At 51.7% G+C, this 17,879-nt stretch carries 18 protein-coding genes; 2 read left to right on the forward strand and 16 right to left on the reverse strand.

Annotated features, from left to right (window positions below; all coding sequences use genetic code 11):
• Positions 1-20: 20 nt before the first annotated feature.
• The 6 genes from GSF01_RS07765 to GSF01_RS07790 all read right to left on the reverse strand — a co-directional run bounded on the left by GSF01_RS07765 (position 21) and on the right by GSF01_RS07790 (position 4,774).
• Complete coding sequence (locus tag GSF01_RS07765) at positions 21-1,832, reverse strand: ABC transporter ATP-binding protein (protein ID WP_159882586.1); 1,812 nt, start codon at positions 1,830-1,832, stop codon at positions 21-23.
• Positions 1,829-2,275 (reverse strand): S24/S26 family peptidase, encoded by a 447-nt coding sequence (locus tag GSF01_RS07770; RefSeq protein WP_159882588.1) that lies wholly within the window; start codon positions 2,273-2,275, stop codon positions 1,829-1,831. The genes GSF01_RS07765 and GSF01_RS07770 overlap by 4 nt, the downstream gene beginning before the upstream one ends.
• Before the next feature lie 13 nt (positions 2,276-2,288).
• Complete coding sequence (locus tag GSF01_RS07775; RefSeq protein ID WP_159882590.1) at positions 2,289-2,573, reverse strand: PqqD family protein; 285 nt, start codon at positions 2,571-2,573, stop codon at positions 2,289-2,291.
• Entirely contained in the window at positions 2,570-3,358 is a 789-nt protein-coding gene (locus tag GSF01_RS07780) for a hypothetical protein (protein WP_159882592.1), read from the reverse strand. The genes GSF01_RS07775 and GSF01_RS07780 overlap by 4 nt, the downstream gene beginning before the upstream one ends.
• 36 nt (positions 3,359-3,394) lie before the next feature.
• A complete protein-coding gene (locus tag GSF01_RS07785; protein ID WP_159882594.1) occupies positions 3,395-4,357 on the reverse strand; it encodes a nucleotidyltransferase domain-containing protein in 963 nt (320 codons plus the stop codon).
• Positions 4,358-4,567: 210 nt separating this feature from the next.
• Positions 4,568-4,774, reverse strand: coding sequence for a helix-turn-helix domain-containing protein (locus GSF01_RS07790; protein WP_072329972.1), 207 nt, complete (start codon positions 4,772-4,774; stop codon positions 4,568-4,570).
• 667 nt (positions 4,775-5,441) lie between these two features.
• Here GSF01_RS07790 and GSF01_RS07795 point away from each other — a divergent pair.
• Positions 5,442-6,233: a metallophosphoesterase gene (locus tag GSF01_RS07795; protein ID WP_235941344.1), complete on the forward strand. Its 792-nt coding sequence runs from the start codon at positions 5,442-5,444 to the stop codon at positions 6,231-6,233.
• Positions 6,234-6,243: 10 nt separating this feature from the next.
• On the opposite strand, the gene GSF01_RS07800 is transcribed toward GSF01_RS07795, so the two are convergent.
• Positions 6,244-6,663, reverse strand: coding sequence for a hypothetical protein (locus GSF01_RS07800; RefSeq protein ID WP_159882598.1), 420 nt, complete (start codon positions 6,661-6,663; stop codon positions 6,244-6,246).
• 180 nt (positions 6,664-6,843) lie between these two features.
• On the opposite strand from GSF01_RS07800, the gene GSF01_RS07805 reads away from it, so the two are divergent.
• Positions 6,844-7,959, forward strand: a complete 1,116-nt coding sequence (locus GSF01_RS07805; protein ID WP_159882600.1) for an acyltransferase family protein — start codon at positions 6,844-6,846, stop codon at positions 7,957-7,959.
• A gap of 105 nt (positions 7,960-8,064) precedes the next feature.
• Here the strand turns inward: GSF01_RS07805 and glnA are convergent, their stop codons facing one another.
• The 9 genes from glnA to GSF01_RS07850 all read right to left on the reverse strand — a co-directional run bounded on the left by glnA (position 8,065) and on the right by GSF01_RS07850 (position 17,844).
• Positions 8,065-9,489 carry a type I glutamate--ammonia ligase gene (glnA, locus tag GSF01_RS07810; protein WP_159882602.1) on the reverse strand — a complete coding sequence of 475 codons (1,425 nt, stop codon included), beginning with the start codon at positions 9,487-9,489 and terminating at the stop codon, positions 8,065-8,067.
• A 270-nt stretch (positions 9,490-9,759) separates the two neighbouring features.
• A complete protein-coding gene (aroF, locus tag GSF01_RS07815; protein ID WP_159882604.1) occupies positions 9,760-10,797 on the reverse strand; it encodes a 3-deoxy-7-phosphoheptulonate synthase in 1,038 nt (345 codons plus the stop codon).
• A gap of 347 nt (positions 10,798-11,144) precedes the next feature.
• Positions 11,145-12,101 (reverse strand): 4-hydroxy-3-methylbut-2-enyl diphosphate reductase, encoded by a 957-nt coding sequence (locus tag GSF01_RS07820; protein ID WP_159882607.1) that lies wholly within the window; start codon positions 12,099-12,101, stop codon positions 11,145-11,147.
• Between the two features lie 37 nt (positions 12,102-12,138).
• Positions 12,139-13,686: a sensor histidine kinase gene (locus GSF01_RS07825; RefSeq protein ID WP_159882609.1), complete on the reverse strand. Its 1,548-nt coding sequence runs from the start codon at positions 13,684-13,686 to the stop codon at positions 12,139-12,141.
• A gap of 1 nt (position 13,687) precedes the next feature.
• On the reverse strand, positions 13,688-14,380 hold the full coding sequence (locus GSF01_RS07830) for a response regulator transcription factor (protein WP_159882611.1): 693 nt from the start codon (positions 14,378-14,380) through the stop codon (positions 13,688-13,690).
• A 145-nt stretch (positions 14,381-14,525) separates the two neighbouring features.
• Positions 14,526-16,130 carry a S1C family serine protease gene (locus tag GSF01_RS07835; protein ID WP_235941345.1) on the reverse strand — a complete coding sequence of 535 codons (1,605 nt, stop codon included), beginning with the start codon at positions 16,128-16,130 and terminating at the stop codon, positions 14,526-14,528.
• A 210-nt stretch (positions 16,131-16,340) separates the two neighbouring features.
• On the reverse strand, positions 16,341-16,754 hold the full coding sequence (locus tag GSF01_RS07840; protein WP_159882613.1) for a YugN family protein: 414 nt from the start codon (positions 16,752-16,754) through the stop codon (positions 16,341-16,343).
• 178 nt (positions 16,755-16,932) lie between these two features.
• A complete protein-coding gene (locus tag GSF01_RS07845) occupies positions 16,933-17,109 on the reverse strand; it encodes a hypothetical protein (RefSeq protein ID WP_159882615.1) in 177 nt (58 codons plus the stop codon).
• A 69-nt stretch (positions 17,110-17,178) separates the two neighbouring features.
• Entirely contained in the window at positions 17,179-17,844 is a 666-nt protein-coding gene (locus tag GSF01_RS07850; protein ID WP_159882617.1) for a 3D domain-containing protein, read from the reverse strand.
• Positions 17,845-17,879 lie beyond the last annotated feature (35 nt).

A 17,879-nucleotide genomic window follows, 5' to 3' on the forward strand; every position in this document is an offset into this window, starting at 1 on the left:
CCTCCTGAATCTCAATACGCTTATACGAGTCCGCCCGCCAGCTTCCTCACACCCTGATTGCCGAATTGGAGCTGATACAGCCGCGCATAAAGCCCTTTTTTGGCTAGAAGCTCATGGTGGGTGCCCTGCTCTACGATCCTGCCCTCTTCCACTGCGACGATCAAATCGGCGTTCATGATGGTAGACAGCCTGTGGGCAATGACCATAGTCGTTCTGCCGCGCATTAACCGCTCCAGCGCTTCCTGCACCTGCTGCTCGGTCTCGCTATCCAGCGCTGAGGTCGCCTCGTCCAGCAGCAGAATCGGAGCGTTCTTGAGGATGGCCCGCGCAATTGCCAGGCGCTGCCTTTGACCGCCGGACAGCTTGGCGCCCCGCTCGCCGATCTCCGTGTCATAGCCGTTCGGCAGCTCGGAGATGAAGGAATGCGCATTGGCCTCCTTTGCCGCCTTAATGATCTCCAGCTCGCTGGCTTCCGCTTTGCCGAAGGCAATGTTCTCCCGGATCGTCCCGGCGAATAAATACGTTTCCTGCGGGACATAGGCCGTATAGCTGCGAAGCTCGGAGAAAGAGAACGAATCAATCGTCGCCCGATCGATCAGGATCTGACCGGAATCCGGGGGATAGAAGCCCATCATTAGATTGAAAATCGTACTCTTGCCCGCTCCGCTCGGGCCGACCAGAGCTACAACCTTACCGGCAGGCACCGTTAGTCCAAACTCCGCTACAGCCGGCTTGCTTCCATCATAGCTGAACGATACGTCCCGCAGCTCGACGCCTTGCTCCAGCTTGGGCGCTGTTGTCTGAGCTAACAGCTCCGCACTCTCGGGCGGTATATCCAGCACCTGTTGAATACGCTCAACGGCAGCGATGGAGCGCTGGAAGGCACCCCATATGGCGGCAAGTCCGGTCAAGGGCGCTACGAGGTGATTCATCAGATTAATAAAGGCGAGCAGCGCGCCGACCGTCATCCGGTCCTGCATGATGAAGTATGCCCCGATGCCCAGAGTCACGATGAACGCTATCGTTCCGGCTGCGCTCGCTCCTACCTGGAAGAAGCCGCGGAGCTTGGCTAGCTTCAGCTCAAGCCCGAGCAGACTGTTGTTCTGTTCCGTGTACTTGCTATGAACGAGCTTCTCCAGGGTGAACGAACGAATGATCGTCTGTCCGGCAAAGCTGTCGTTCAGAAAGCTAAGCACCCCCGCCAGCTTCTCATGCAGCAGCTTGGAGTTGGAGCGGAGAAGCTTCCCGAATACGATCCCCGATACAGCCGCTATCGGACCGAGCAGGACGCAGACCATCGTCAGCTGCCAGTTGATATTAGCCAGATATATGAAGGCAGCCAGGCCCATCAAGGGCAGACGGATCATACCGATCAGATTGCCGCCAATCGCCCCGTCAATGCTGTTCGCATCATTGGTCAGGTGCGAAACCAGCTCTCCCGAATGCTTGTTGCCATAATACCGGCTCGGCAGCCGAAGCATATGGGCGAATAAATCATTTTTCAGATCACGACGGATCTTTTGTACGGCCGACGTTTCCAGATAGGTGCCGAAAAAATACATCAGGCTTGTTACGGCGATGAAGCCCACGCCATACAGAAGCATCCGGGTAACCCGGGCCGCATCTTTGGCGATTGCCGCATCCGTTACATGCTGCATAAACCATGTAAAGAACAGCGTGACTCCGATATTCGCGAGCATAAATACGGCCAGCCAAAAGTAAGTTTCCCAGTATCTGGATACATAGCGAAGCAAAAAGGCCATCGGCTTGCGAAATTCACCGATTTCCAGAAGCTTCTTCACTTTTCGTTGCACCTTGCCTGCGATAGTCATGTGACAGCCTTCATTCCCCGTAGTTTTCTCACCGCTCTTAGGTACAAGTGGATGCAGGTGGAGACGAACGGCAGCCGGATCATGATTTTGCCCCAGCCTGCCAGAAGCAGGCCGTCTACCCGAAGCTCTACGCTACCTTTACGGATAGAAATCATTCTGCCGATCAGCTGTTCCTTCCTTAGCGGAGGATCGTCCTGTTCCTGGGAATCGCCCTTGCAGATGAACCGCACTTGCCCGCGATCCTCGACTTGACGGTGGTAGCGATGTCCGACAAGCACTCCGTTATCCGATACATACAGCAAAATGTCGCCGACTCGGAGGTATTCCGGCGAGAACGGCTCGAACCGGCATATATTGCCGGTCCGGATCAGCGGGAACATACTCACCCCGTGGGATGGAATATCGACATATCCTTGGGAGGCAAGCACTCTGCGGATTGCCAATACCGTTTGCCCGCTAGCTTGCATGCTCGACCAAACCAAGCTTCAGCAATTGCGCCAGGAACGCTTCCACATCCTGCTCCGCTTCTTGCTCCGTGATCTCGTATACTTCCCTGATCGCACCGACCAGAAGCTCAGGAGTCTGCTCCTGCGCCAGATTAGACCAGATGAGGCCTCCGACTTCATTCAGCTTCGTTATTGTATATTGGTCTGCATGCATAATGACCCATTGTCCTTCCACTTCAAAAGCTTCGGCATTCGCTGCACGGCGGTAGGCGGTTGAAAGAACCGGATTTGTCATGATATTTCCTCCCAGAATGAATCGTTCTTCTGAAAATGCAAGTCAAAAGCAGGTACATGCTCGATAAGTCTTCGGCATAATCGAAGTACTTTTTTCGTTTCCTCCGGGTCATGCGCCCAATAGAACACCCGGTTCATGACACCTACGACACCCTCGATTTTATTAACGGGAACACGCTGGTTTTCCAGCGACTGGCGCAGAAACTGAATCGCGGCCAGCGGATAGGGCCCCTTCAGCTCCGGCATCCGGGTATCGCTTCGAAAAGGCGACGTGTACACCTCCACGCCGGTATCCGTTATACGAATTAAGGTAGCCTCGTCAGATAAAATAGGTCTAGGGAAGGATAATTGGGCAACCGTTGATTTGCCTGCACCCGAATGTCCAGCGAATAAATAGGAGCGTCCGCTTTGCAGCATGCAGGACGAATGGACTAGCAGCCCCCATTCCCGATGGGTCAGAAATGCGCTGAAGACGTTGACAAGCGCATGCTTCAAAGCGAAATCATCATAGACCCCAACGCGGGCGCTCCCGTAGGCCCGGTCCATCTCGATCCGGTAGTCCGTGCGTTTGTATACGACGTGTTCTCCTTCCGTCCCTGCTTCAACCTCATAATCGACGAACGGTTCGCCGTATCCCTCCTCCACAGCCACATATAGATCGGCGATGGTCTCTGAGCCTTCGGCAATCAGCTCCGCGAATTTATCGAGGAGATAAGCGGCAATCCACTCGGATTGCGTCTCGAAGGCTACATGATGATCCGCGATCTTAGCTTCGATTATAGTCATGCCTCTCATCGGCTCCTTTATCAAGGTGAATATCTGTTAATACGCTTTGCGAACGGATTTCATCTGATGCTTGAGCGTATCAAATATAAAATGTCTAAAGAATAGCTTATACCTATAATATTTATTCGATTTTACTCCAAGCTTGGCATTTCTTATCATCTCATAATCCCAATGCGTATCCATGATTTCAAAAGGAAGCGGGCGTATGGATTGCAGAAGCGGAAACTGGGCATAGACGACGGACAACACGGCTTGTATTCTCCGGGATGTCTTATCCTTACGAGCCAGCTCCATCAAGGCATCGAACGAAATCTCGTCACCGACTGTATACAGCATATGGGAGATGTCCATCACATAGCGAACCGAATCCATCTGATGCCGTGCCCCGTGCAGGCATATAAAGTAGAACGTGTGCAGCGTGGAAAGCTGCTTGACATACTCGAACTCCTCAAGCGGCTCGGCGTCGTTCCAGAAGGGCTCGGTACGCAGCTCGGACCACTGCAGCTTGTCGAGGGTCCAATGAAGCTCTACCATAAGACCGTCTTTCTTTTGCAGCCGGGCATGATGATCCTTAATAATCTCAAACTCATAGCCCAGCGTCTCGACCAGGGCGATCGCTTGCTGCAGTTCGGCCGCCGGCACAAATAAATCGATATCGCTTGTCACTCTTGCCGCGAAGTTGCCAAAATAGCGCTTGGCAAACTGGATGCCCTTTAATGGAATAACCCGGCGTCCCTGCCGCTCAAACAACTGCAGGATTTCTTCTTCCTTGTGCTTCATAAACATGTTATGATAGCTGGCCTGCGCCGTTCTTTCCTTCAATTTCTGTTGAAACCATACCGGCGTCTCTTCAAGACGCCCGCCTGCTTTGAGCAAGTGGTATACCTGCGTAGATAGAACAAATAAATCGATCTCTTCCATAAGCTGCCGATACTCTTCCTCTGTTCGCGGGAAGGGCATATGAAGATGATACAAAGCCTGTAAAAAAGGGATGATCATGATACCCTCCAATTGTTTTCTCGCCAAGCCGCCTCGTTACTGAGTGCTCAAAAAAGATACAATTCGTATCCTTCAAAGCTTACTTTAGTACACGTTTTGTATCATGTCAAGAAAATCTTGCCGTTGAATCTCTTCTATTAAGAAAGCGCATTCAACCGCTATTATTTATCCTAATCTGTTTGCAGCGATTTCCATTTAATTACTTTGGACTTACTTGCTTTCCACTTCTTCCATAACATACTCTACACTAACAGAAAAATACTGAGCTATTTTTTTCAACGTGTCATAGGCCGGCTGCCGGCGATCGTTCTCATAATGAGAAAGCGCTGCGCGGGTAACCCCGAGTATTTGTGCCAGCTCTCCCTGCGTCAATTGCCTTGTTTCCCTAAGCTGGGAAATTCTCTTTCCTAACTTCATGAATGCCGATCCTTCCTCTCCCATGTACTGGTTAACATTTCCGTCCCCCAAACTATTTTTTTGCGGTTATGTTATATTATACACACTTTTACCCCTTGATACAATTTGTATCTTATATTTTTTTCCCGTATTAGGGAAAAGCCTTGATGAGAGCCGATCCTTGATCCTACGGGGTCCCCGGCTTTCCGTCGATTTTCACGATGCCAGGATTCTTTTTTATTCGATAAAATGCGTCAAAATTCCTATAAATTAATTTTTAATCAACCACTGGAATTATTTTTGGGCTTATAGTATAATCATCCCAGATACAATTTGTATCATAAATTTAATGAGCTTAAGGAGCTGACAATATGGGAACAAAGTTGTACAACAAGCCGGAAGTTATTAGCCATGAGTCCATCGTGTTCGAAACAGGTTTATCCAGCTGCATCAAAATTGCTACAGTAGAGCACTCCAATCCTCCTGAGAAGGTATGCTTGCGCCCCAACCATACCTGGGGTCCGCTTCCAAAATAATAGGTATTGGGCTCCCAATCGCGCTGTGCCCAGTCAGACCTGATATTCTGCTCTTGCAACACAGGCAGAGTACAGGTCTTTCTGCCGTTGGGAAGTTTTCTTCTACTTGCCCGCGTGATACAATTAGTAACGGAAATGAGTTCGCAAGGAAGGTGATCCTTATCCCCCTTACTCCTATTGCCGCCGCAGGCTTAATCTTGCTTGCCATCGCTGCTCTCGTCTATGCTCTGCTGATCCTGCCAACCCAATGGCTGAAGCTGGAGCGTATCCGATTTGACGCGGGACTTGGAATCAAGGCGCTGCAGCTCAGCGACCTGCATGTAGAAAGACTACGGATTGCCCCTGACAAAATCAAACGTATACTGGAGCGGGAGAAGCCGGATTATATCTTCATCACCGGGGACTTCACCAAGCTTCCGGAGCAGTTGCCACGGCTTGGACGTTACTTGGCCGTTCTCCGAGAGAGCGCGGTACCGGTCTATGCCGTTCTGGGCAATCACGATTATCAGCAGCCCAAAGTGCGAAGGCTTATTCGTTTTATCGAACAGTACGGGATAAGGCTGCTGCGTAACGAATCCGTCGTTTTGCCGAATTTTCAACTGGTCGGCATCGATGATCTAAGCAGCGGCAAAAGCAATCCGGCTCTAGCTTTCTCCAAGGTTTTGGAGGATAAGCCGGTGATTGTGATTACCCACGATCCGAATGTCGTGCTGAAGCTGAGACGCCCCTTCGGCTACTTAATGGCAGGTCATCTGCATGGCAGGCAGCTCATTGTACCGCTGTTCTTTCAGTTCAGACCGATGGGACCGCTACCCGCTATGGGCATATTCAAAGGGCTGCATACTACAGTCAATGGGGTTTATTACATCTCGAAGGGAATGGGACAAACAGCCTTCAATGCCAGATTTCTGGTGCGGAGCGAGGTTACGATCCATGAGTTATAAGCATGCCGGATTAGGCAAGCTTGTCGATGAGGGTTCTCTTCGTATTGGCCGGATGGAAGGATAAGTAGCTGTCGGCTGCCTTATCGCGCTGCAGCTCCCTGTATTCGTTTCGTTGACGAATCAGCTGCAGCAGCTCCCTCCGGCTTGATTCATCCATCCGGTGTATCGCCGTGTAGCGATGTACGCCGCCTGCGCTTATTCTCCCGGCCAAAGTCCCCGTAAAAACAACCGTGCGCCAAGGCAGCGCAAGCTCCAGCGATACGATGATGCGACGGTGCGTTGGAAGCGAAAGCTGGCTGACGAAACGGATCGCTTCCCCATCCAGATGAGTAAGCCGGACTTTCGCTTGCTTGGTTTGAACCCGGCGTCCGTCTATGCTTGTGACAGATAGCTTGCACTCCATCGTCAAAAGATCCGGAATCCACTGCATGTCCATCTTCCTTTCCTAAGCAGGTATGATGCTTCTGCGTGCCAAAAGACACAATTTGTATCATTAATAATATAAGATACAAATTGTATCATGTCAATGGGTACGGAAGAACCATTACATCGGCTACTGCAACAATGATATAATTGTTACAAATTGTATCACATGGGGAAGGATGAAATAATGAATAAGAACAGCGTAAACGAAATCTTTTTACTGAGAAGTCTTGCCTGTCTGGCTATCGTGTTTTTGCATGCTATCACCTTCAGCAAATACGATTCATTGACGCTTCCTGATAGCATGTCTGCAGTCCTAGAGTCCAGCCAAATGCTGCTCATGTTCGGCACGCCTATGTTTGTGTTTATCTCTGAATTTCTTCTTTCTTACTCTTATCCGAATCGTCTGCCTGCCGGATTTTTTACGAAGCGGCTGAAGTTCATCGCCATTCCCTTTCTTATGATGGCTCTGATCTATGCCCTCTTCTTTGCCTTGGCCAATTATCGCGGGAACATTCCTGGCGCCTTTTTGACACAGAGCGTGCGCAATATCTTTCTTGCCGATTTCCACGGTTACTTCATTCTGATCATCTTTCAATTTTATGTGCTGCACGGCTTATTTCAAAAGTTCAGGATGGAGCGGGTATCTGCCAAGGTCATGATCCCCATCGCCTTGGGCATTAACCTCGCCTATCTCGGCCTGTTCAATTTCTCAGAGCCGCTATTTACCGAATATTATTGGAAGAGACTCTTTCCGCTCGCTTTCCCCGCTTGGTTGGCTTACTTTACCGTGGCCTACTATTGCGGCAGAAACTACGAAAAGTTCAAAGCTATCTGCGCTTCCTACAGGTATGTATGGCTGGTACTCGTCATCGGCTTCGCAGGCATCATGCTCTACTTCAATAACAGTGCAATCATCGATGCGGTTCATTCCAAACGGATTGATGTCCTGTTCTATACCCTAGGCATGATCATGCTGCTGTTCGGCCTGGCCTCTAGGCTGAAACGGGTTCCTGCGCCGCTGCTGGTCGTCAGCAATTATTCCTTTGCGATTTATTGGATTCATATCTCGATTCAGATTTATGTCATGCCGTATCTCATAACTCCGGCCACTCCGGCATCCGTCCTCTTGTTTATCCCGACCGCCTTTGTCATCGGCTTGCTGGGCTCGCTGGGTATCGCCTATTTGCTCAGTAAGAGCACGCTGGGCGTGTATCTGATCGGCAGAACCGGGGCCAGCGCTTCAAGATCCAGGAGACTGGACATTGGCCAAACCGCAACGCTGCCAAAATCAACTCCATAAGCGGCAATATGGCCCGTGACATTCTCTAATCAAAACAAACAGTCCCCGGATCCAATCGGACCCCGCGGGACTGTTTGTTTGTCTGTTTGTTGGTATGGCAGGTTGTTACAGATCGAAGTACAGGGAGTACTCGTGCGGATGAATGCGAATCGATACCGCTTTGGCCTCCTCGCGCTTCAACGAAACGTAGTTATCGATGAAATCCTTGGAGAATACGCCGCCCTCGGTCAAAAATTCATAGTCAGCCTCAAGTGCGCGGAGCGCTTCTTCGAGCGTGCCGGGAACGCTGCGGATTTCTTTCTTCTCGGCGTCAGACAGCTCGTAGATGTTTTTATCGAAAGGACCGTAGCCCAGCTCGCTCGGATCGATCTTCTTCTTGATGCCGTCCAGTCCTGCGAGCAGCATAGCGGCAAAGGCGAGATAAGGGTTAGCCGTGCTATCCGGTGTGCGGAACTCAATACGACAGCCTTTAGGCGTAACAGCTGCAATCGGAATACGGACAGCAGCCGAACGGTTGCCTTTGGAGAATACCAGGTTGACCGGAGCTTCGTAGCCAGGTACCAGACGCTTGAACGAATTCGTGCTTGGGTTCGTCAACGCGATCAGCGCAGGAGCGTGATAGAGAATACCGCCAATATAGTGCAGCGCCATCTCGCTTAGGTAGCCATAGCCGTTTTTGTCATAGAATAAAGGCTCGTCGCCGTTGAAAATGGATTGGTGAACGTGCATGCCGCTGCCATTGTCGCCGAAGAGAGGCTTGGGCATGAAGGTAGCCACTTTGCCGTATTGGCGGGCTGTGTTTTGTACGATATACTTGTATTTCATCAGATTGTCGGCCGATTTGGTCAACGTGTCAAAACGGAAGTTGATCTCGCCCTGGCCCGCCGTCGCTACTTCATGATGATGGCGCTCGATCCGAAGACCGGCTTCCATCAGCAGACGACACATTTCAGAACGAATATCCTGCTGTGTATCGGTAGGAGCAACAGGCACATAGCCGCCTTTATGACCGACTTTGAAGCCAAGGTTACCGCCTTCTTCTTTCCGGTTGGAGTTCCAATGAGCCTCTTCGGAATCCACGAAGTAGGAGGACGAGTTTTGCTTGCTCTCGAAACGAACCTCGTCGAAAATAAAGAATTCGGATTCCGGAGCAAAGAATGCCGTCGTGCCGACTCCGGCTTTCTGCAAATATTGTTCAGCCTTTTGAGCGATACCGCGGGGATCGCGCTCGTAAGGCTCGCCATCCGGTGTATGAATGCTGCACATAATGATCAATGTCGGGTGAGCCGTGAATGGATCGATATAGGAGGTTTCGGTATCGGGAAGCATAACCATGTCGGACTCTTCGATGCCGCGGAAACCGGCGATGGACGACCCGTCAAATGCTACTCCGTTCTCGAACGTCCCCTCATCCACTTCAACCGCCGGCAACGAAATATGATGCGCTCTGCCATTCAGATCGACAAAACGGAAGTCTACCCATTCGATACCTTTTTCTTTAATGGTGTTTAACACATTTTGAACTGACATAGACTTACTTACCTCCTAAATTCCGAACATTATCCGTTGTTCGATCGCTCATTGTTCAAGTTTTGTCTTGAATATGTGGTTATTATAAAACTTAACGGCGAGAATCGTCAATACTTATGTCAGGTATTTTTTATGGATGTGTCAGCTATTCTCACACAACAAACGGATAATTTCACATTTCCGACAAAAAAAGAACTTGACGCTGCACCTTTACTTGGTAGCGTCAAGTTCCGACCCTTTAATATACGAATAATACCGGCGGCTTTCTTCTTAAACAGGTTGCTTCTGCGTATCGAAACGCTTGCCGCAGAGCGGTGCCAATTTCTCCAAATCCTGCATCAGACGGGCAAACTGATCCGGGAATAGCGACTGCACGCCGTCTCCGGTCATCGAGTTGTCGGGATCGGTGTGCATCTCAACGATCAGTCCGTTAGCCCCTGCCGCGACCGACGCCTTGCTCATCGGTTCGACGAGCTCCCGCCGTCCGGTGCCATGACTTGGATCGGAGATAACCGGCAAATGGCTAAGCGATTGCAGCACCGGAATGGCCGCAAGATCCAGCGTATTGCGCGTGTAGGACTCGAACGTTCGGATTCCCCGCTCGCAAAGCATAACGTTCGGATTTCCGCCCGCTAGAATATATTCTGCCGCATTGAGGAATTCGTCGTATGTCGAGCTGAACCCTCTCTTCAGCAGCACCGGCGTCTGGATCGTGCCCAGCTTGCGAAGCAAATCAAAGTTCTGCATATTGCGCGTGCCTACCTGAAGGATATCGGCATACTCGGCGCACACCTCTACGTACTCCGGCGTCATGACTTCGGTAATGGTCAGCACTCCGTGCTTCCGTCCGGCTTCCGCCATCATAACAAGCCCTTCCACGCCAACGCCCTGGAAGCTGTAAGGCCCGGTTCTTGGCTTGAACGCCCCGCCGCGCAGCACCTGCGCCCCGCTTGCCTTCACCAGCCTGGCAATCTCGTCGATCTGTTCCGGAGATTCCACGGCACAAGGTCCTCCCATAACAACCAGCTGATCCCCGCCAATCTCCACATCCTTAATCTTGATCACGGTCGGATCCGGATGAAAATCACGGCTCGCCAGCTTATAGGACTTGGAAATTTTTACGACCTGCTCGACCCCTGACAACTGACGGATCGATTCGGCCAGTACAGGGTTGGCATTCCCGATGATGCCAACCACCGTACGATCGACACCCCGCGACACGTGAGCCTGCACGCCCTGCTTTTCGATATAATGGACAATTTCCAGAATGCGTTCTTCCGGCGTTTTATTGGATATAATTGCGATCATCAGTATCCACCCTTTCTACTGGGACAATCATTCAACACTTAGACGCTTCGACGCTTATTCGCTTTTAAGCTTTTAATCACTAAAGCGATTATATAACGACTCCCGCTTAGCGTCAAGCGTCTCTTAAAATCGCCTCTTAAAATCGAATTCTCACCGGGCAGCCATTCGAGCTTATGAGCTCCATCCTTAGAGTCATGCCCCGCCATCGAAAGTCGCCGTAATACTACAGCAAAGGGACGACAAGCGCCTGCGCTTGTCGTCCCTTCAGCCGGACCAGCCGCCTATTCATGTGTATGGGATTTCAGAATTTCACAGGATCAATCGCCCTGTATCCCTGTATTCCCTGCTCAGTCTGCTTTGCCCGCTTTCGACCGGACGGCCGGTATTAACCGCTCCATATTGACGGTTCTGCGTATTTCCCAGGTGGAGGAATCCCCCTCTTGGTACCGCTCCAGATAATCGATAACTTCCTTCGTAATCGGAGTCGGCGTCGAAGCTCCCGAAGTGACGCCCACACGACGGACCGGAGCCAGCCATTCGCGCTTCAGCTCGGAGATGTCGCCGATCCGGTAAGCCTTGACGCCGGCAATTTCCTCGGATACCTGTGCCAGCCGGTTGGAGTTATTACTGCGCGGATCGCCGACGACGATAACCAAGTCCGCATCCTTGGCCTGTTCGGCTACCGCCTCCTGACGCACCTGCGTCGCCAGACATATCTCGTTATGAATCTCGGCATGCGGGAACTTCTCTAGCAGTCGGTTCATGATATGCTTGATATCCCATTGGGACATCGTCGTCTGATTGGTGATCACGATATTCTCCGACGACAATCCAAGCAGCTCGACTTCCTCGAGCTTCTCGATCAGATGCACCCGCTCCGGGGCCACGCCGATCGCACCCTCTGGCTCAGGATGCCCCTTCTTTCCGATATAAATAATATGGTAGCCCTCAGCCGTCTTCTCCCGGATCAGATCATGAGTTCTAGTCACGTCCGGACAAGTCGCATCCACCACGGACAGCCCGCGCTCACGGGCCCGCTTGCGCACCTCAGGGGACACGCCATGGGCGGTAAAAATAACCGTCCCTTCGGTCACCTGCTCCAGAATCTCAAGACGATTAGGTCCGTCCAGCGTAATGATGCCTTCCTTCTCGAAAAATTCGGTAACATGCGCGTTATGAACAATCATGCCCAATATATAAACCGGCCTTGGCAAATTAAAATTTTGGGCCGTCTGCATAGCCAGCTTCATCGCATCTACGACCCCATAGCAATAGCCTCTGGGAGAAATTCGGATCACGTCCATGCCTCGCACCGCCTGTCGAAAGTAATCTATTGATCCATTATACCCGATTCCCGTCGGTGAGGGAATGGGAGGAAGCTTTCGTCTCTTCGCCTCCGGTTTCCCGCGCAAGCGGAAGCCAAATAACGAAGGCCGATCCTTCGCCTTTGCCGGTCATCACCTCGATCGAGCCTTCATGCTCATCAATGATCCATTTGGCGATGGATAGCCCAAGTCCGGTCCCCGCTTTCTGGCCGCGAGACACATCGGCACGGTAGAAACGTTCAAAGATATGGGGGACCTCGTCCTTATCCATCCCGATGCCCGTATCCTTGATGCTTATCCCGATCATCTTGCCTCCGTAGCGTCTGACCTCCATACTCACATAGCCCGATTCCGTATACTTGAATGCATTCTCGATGAAAATGAACAGCAGCTGCTGCAAGTAATCCGAATTCCCGTATACATAGGTCGCTTCGGCCTCAGACAGATCTCCTACGACCCAGTCCGACGTACGAGGAAGCAAGGAGGCCTTGCGAGCCACATCCTCCAGCAGAGTTTTGATCTCCAGCTCTTTCTTGTCCATCCTAAAGCCCGCATCCGCCCTCGCCAGAGCGAGCAGATCGTTCACTAGGCGGGACATGCGCTCCGCTTCATCGGAAATGTCGCGCATCGCTTCCAGGCTCAGCTCGATCGCCGGCAAAGTTCGATCCTCCTGAAGCTGGCGCTGGCTCTGCTTCCACATCTTCTGTAGCAGCTCCACATTGCCGCGGATCGTCGTCAGCGGCGTTCTCAGCTCGTGAGAAGCGTCGGAGACGAATCTGCGTTGAGCGGCATAGGCCTCCTCCATCTCCCGGTAAGCCGCCTGAAGCCGCCCCAGCATGCCGTTGATCGTCTCGGTCAGCACGCCGATCTCGTCCCCCGGTCCCTGGTACTCGATCCGGCGCTGCAGGTCGGCGCCCTTCTCGATCTGATTGGTTGCCAAGATGACCTGCTCGATTGGCCTAAGCGCCTTACGGGCGAGAAACCACCCGATCGAAGCGGCAAGCACGATGCCGAGCAGCATGGTTAAGGTCAGGATCAGACGAAGCTGTCCGAATAACTGTTCGTAGGAGCCTGTGAAAAAGGCGGCCTGCATCATCCCGATCGGCTCCTGTCCGCTGAACAGCGGCGAAATATAGACGGGGGCATTATAGATCAAAAAATCATACCCCTTAATCTTGACCCTTTCATACAGGCATTCACTTTTTTCCGCCAAGATGCAAGCAACTTTCTTCTCGTTCACGCCCGGGAACTCAAGTCCGGCCTCGATCAGATCGTCCGAGCGGAACTTCCTGCCATCCTGCAGGTTGACGACCTGCAGGAACAGCTTGCTGCTGCGGATCGAGTTGCGCCCGGACAGCTCGAAGTTGAAGCTGAAGCCCTGCGAGGAGACGATGGGCATCGCCTTGATCCTAGGCAGTACATAATTAGCCTCATCCTTAAGATCGGGCTTAAGCCCCGTGAAAATAATATAATTCATATAGAAATACAACCCAAGCGCCAGCACAAAGAGGGTGGCTGTCAAAATCCCTGTGTACCAAAGTGTCAGGCGCAAGCGAATCGACATGTCAAGTCTCTCCTCTTAGCACGTAACCCGCGCCGCGAACGGTGATGATGATACGTTTATGTCCGTGCTCTTCTGTTTTTTGCCGCAGCAGCGCTATATAGACCTCAAGCACATTCGATTCTCCGCTGTAATCGTAGCCCCATATTTTTTCCATAATAATATCGCGCGAAAGCACGCGCCGCGGGTTCTGCAGGAAAAGATGGAGCAGATCGAACTCCTTCGTGGTAAGCTCGATACGTTGTCCGCCGCGGAATACCTCCCGCGTATCCAAGTCCATGAACACGTCCTGATACTGAAGCTTGTTCGCCGAAGTCTCCGCCTTATCCGCCGTTTTACGCCTCAGAAGCACGCGGACCCGAGCCAGCAGCTCCTCAAGCGCGAATGGCTTTACGAGATAATCGTCAGCGCCAAGATCCAGTCCTTTTACTCTGTCGCTCACTTCATCCTTCGCCGTAAGCATCAGCACCGGCATGTCGGAGCCGCCCTCTCGTATGCGGCGGACCACCTCCCAGCCGTCAAGCTGCGGCATCATGACGTCCAGAATCACGACATCCGGCTCGTTCTCCAAAATCTGCTTCAGCCCATCCATCCCATGATTGGCCGTCAGTACCGAATAGCCCTCGAACGCCAAGCTCCTCCGAAGCATGGATGTAATTTTCTCATCGTCGTCAATTACCAATATTTTCTCTCGCACGCGCGACTCACCGCCTTTCCCTGCTTTCCCTTATTGTCTTATTGTAACGAAAGTTGCGTCTGGAATCTAATCGCCGATTTCCGCGTGCCTCGGAACAAAAAAAAGCAGGGCGTCCTTTGCGAAAGCCCTGCTTGGATAAGCCGTTTTATTCGGCATTCCGATTGCCAATGGTAACCTCTATCTGCTGCTTCTTGCCGTCGCGCATAATCCCGATCGAAGCTTTGTCGCCGACCTTCAGCTTTTTGATCGCTTCACTCACCTCTGCGGGTGTTTTGATCTTGGCGCCGTTTAATTCAACGATCACGTCGTAAGGACGAATACCTGCCGCAAAGGCCGGGCTCTTGCGCTCGACTTGCGAAACAATCGCACCTTCGTTGTTCTCCAGCTTCAGCTCGGACACCCACTCTTTGTCAATATCAGCCATAGTGATACCGACATAAGGAAGAGGCTCCTTCGGAATTTTTACATTATTCTTCAGATTTTCAAGAACCGATTTGATCGTACTCGTCGGGATAGCGAACCCGATGCCTTGCGCCTGCGAGCTGACTGCGGTGTTGATCCCGATAACTTCCCCATTCAGGTTCAGCAGCGGACCGCCCGAGTTGCCGGGGTTGATGGAAGCGTCCGTTTGCAGCAGATGCTTGTAATTGCGTGTTCCGTTCGCATCCGGAATACTGATCGGACGCTCCTTGGCACTGAGTACGCCGACCGTTACCGTATGATCGAACCCATACGGATTGCCGATCGCCACCACCCAGTCGCCTTCTCTCAGATCGTCTGCGCTGCCGAGAGGCAGTGTAGGGAACTCCTTGCCGCTCTCCGGCGTGATTTTCAAAGCGGCCAGGTCCAGATCATAGCTGTTGCCGAGCAGCTCTGCCTTGTACGGCTCTTTGTGGCCCTGGACATAGACCCAGATCTCGTCAGCTCCGTCGATGACATGCTCATTGGTTAGAATATAGCCTGACTTTTCAAATAAAAATCCGGTTCCCATGCCGCCCGGCTGGAGCTGGCCTTGATTTTGCTGGGAGGAACCGAAGTCGTCGCCGAAGAACTGGCGGAAGAACGGATCGTTGAACAGCGAGCTGCCGCTGCGCGAGCTTCTGGCTTTGACCTTGGTCTCGATCTTAACGACAGCGGGACTGGACTGCTCCACGATCGCAGCGATGTTGTTCGGACGCGTAATGTCCAGCGCTGTAGGCCGAACCGTACCGCTCCCTGCGGACGGAGCCGCTGAAGAAGCTCCTGCCGAGCCATTCCCGGCCATCACCCCTTCGGCACCGGTAAACAAATTCATTTTGTCCGAAGCAAACATCAGGCATCCGACTACGAGAACCCCGGCCATGAACGAAGCAAACAGGCTGCGGAAGCCGCTGCTTTTCTTCTCCGGCTTGGAGACCTGCCATCGCCCCTGGCCTGTGGAGTCCCCGTCTCCGATATGCAGCGGACGAACCGGCTTAGGCGGCGTTACCTCGACCGGAGAGGAGCCTGTGCTATCGCTCGAGCTTGTCGTTTCCGTTGCTTTGGACTGATAGGGCCCGTACGAGAAATAATGGGAGGACCTGGCGTTCCCTTCTCCCGGCCTTTCTTGCGGGCCTTGGGCCTCTTCTCTGGATTCATGCGAGGCATGCGATGCCCCGGCTTCTCCGCTCTCGCGAGCTTCCGGCTGACGGAAGAAATCGTTGAACGGGTTATAAGAATTACCCGAATTATTCGAGTTGTTGTCATTGTTTGAATTATTGTTTTCCATCATGGCTACCTCCCTTTGCTTATTCGGAAATGTCGGTTGGATAAGTGCGTACGCTCCGAGGTTTTTCCTCTTGACTCTATATTGAACTTGTAACCTTAAAACAACCTTAAAGAAACATAAATCGAAGTTAAATCATGCGGCGTATATTCCCCGGCCCAGAAACTGCACAAAAAAAGACCAGGGGGCTTCCCAAGGTCTTAGTACCCGCAGATGTCAGTGCACCCAACGTTCCTCTACTTCCTTAAGCAGCTTTTTGGCCTGCTCCACCCATTTGTCCTCGACTGGCGCATCTTTATCCACAGGCTCCTGAAATTGATCCAACATCGCGCCTACGATGCGAACTTGAGCCTCTTTATCCAGTCCTTCATTATACAGATGCTTAAGCACGAAGGGCGAACCCAAACGAATCACTGTCCCTGTCCCGCCATGCTCCCCCTCCAGCCTCCCGTGGGTAACCTCAAAGGGCATGCGAAGCCACACCTTCTGACCTTCATCCAAGGACCGGTCGAAGCAGCCATGCTCATAATCCCAATTGCCCCCGAGCGAGAACTCCAAGCCTTGTAAAACATCCATAGCTTTATTGTAAGTCTCTTCAACTCCCATAAGCTTCGAATCCAACGGTACCACGCAGCATTCCCCCATCCATAATAGGTCCTATATCTATAGCATGAGCGCCAAGAAGGAAAAATATGCTTCATGGGCGATCGCATCTTCAAATTGATAACGAAACTCGCTCCCTTAGGTCCTATAAATTAAAAAAGAAGCCGCGGCGTACACCGTTCGGCTCCCTTTGGTCGGTTAAGCATTATTTTTGTGCTTGGTTTGCCTCGTCTTCGTTTTGATCAGCGACGTTGAAAGCTTGGTTGTTAAGAGCTTGGTTGTTAGCGGCTTGATTGTTAACATTGTTGTTCGCAGCTACCTCTTCGGAAAACTCAGCATTATACTGCTGATTGTTTTTGTTATTCTTATTGTTCTTTGCCATCGATATCACCTCCCCGTCAACCATTAGTATGGTTGCTCCGAGGAGTTTTTATAATGGAAAAAACTTAATTCATTTCAGCCAATCTTCCTTCAGCTGCTTCCACATGGATTCCGTTATTTTACCGTCGCCACGCTTCACGACGAATACCTTCAAGGTCTTCTTGCCCCATTCTTTGTAGACCTGGTCCTTTGTTTCGAAATACAGATCGATCCGGTTCCCTTTGATGGCCCCACCGGTATCCGCCACTACCCCATAACCGTAGCCTGGAATATAGAGCACGGTCCCGAGCGGGAACACGTTCGGATCTGCGGCGATCGTGGATAAAGACCCGTAGTCGCGGGAAACCTTTAAGCCTGAGAAAGTGACACCGTATTCCGGATGCCCCGGATTTTTCCCTGTTGATTCACGGCCTGCATAGTAACCGGTAGCCGTCACTTCAACAGCGACCAGCTTCGATAAATCCTCATCCTGACGCGGAAACAGCTTATAGTCCTTCTGCCTCTGAGCACTCGCCTCTGTGGACTTTACAGGCGATGACATCTGTTTATCGGGCTGCTGGATAACGGCGGCAACAGCGGTGGCCTGAGTCCTGTCGACAGGCCCGGACATGGCAGGATTCTCATTTTCCTGCGAGAGCTTGGCCGGGGTTTGATTTTCTTCAAGCCACATCAATACGGATAACAGCGTCACAAGCAGACAGATCCATTTTGCATGACTTGCGCTTTTCGTTAACATAGGTTTTGTTAAACCTCCCCTTACTAGAACAGACT

Origin of the sequence: Paenibacillus puerhi, assembly GCF_009846885.1 — a bacterium.
Lineage (GTDB): Bacteria > Bacillota > Bacilli > Paenibacillales > NBRC-103111 > Paenibacillus_G > Paenibacillus_G puerhi.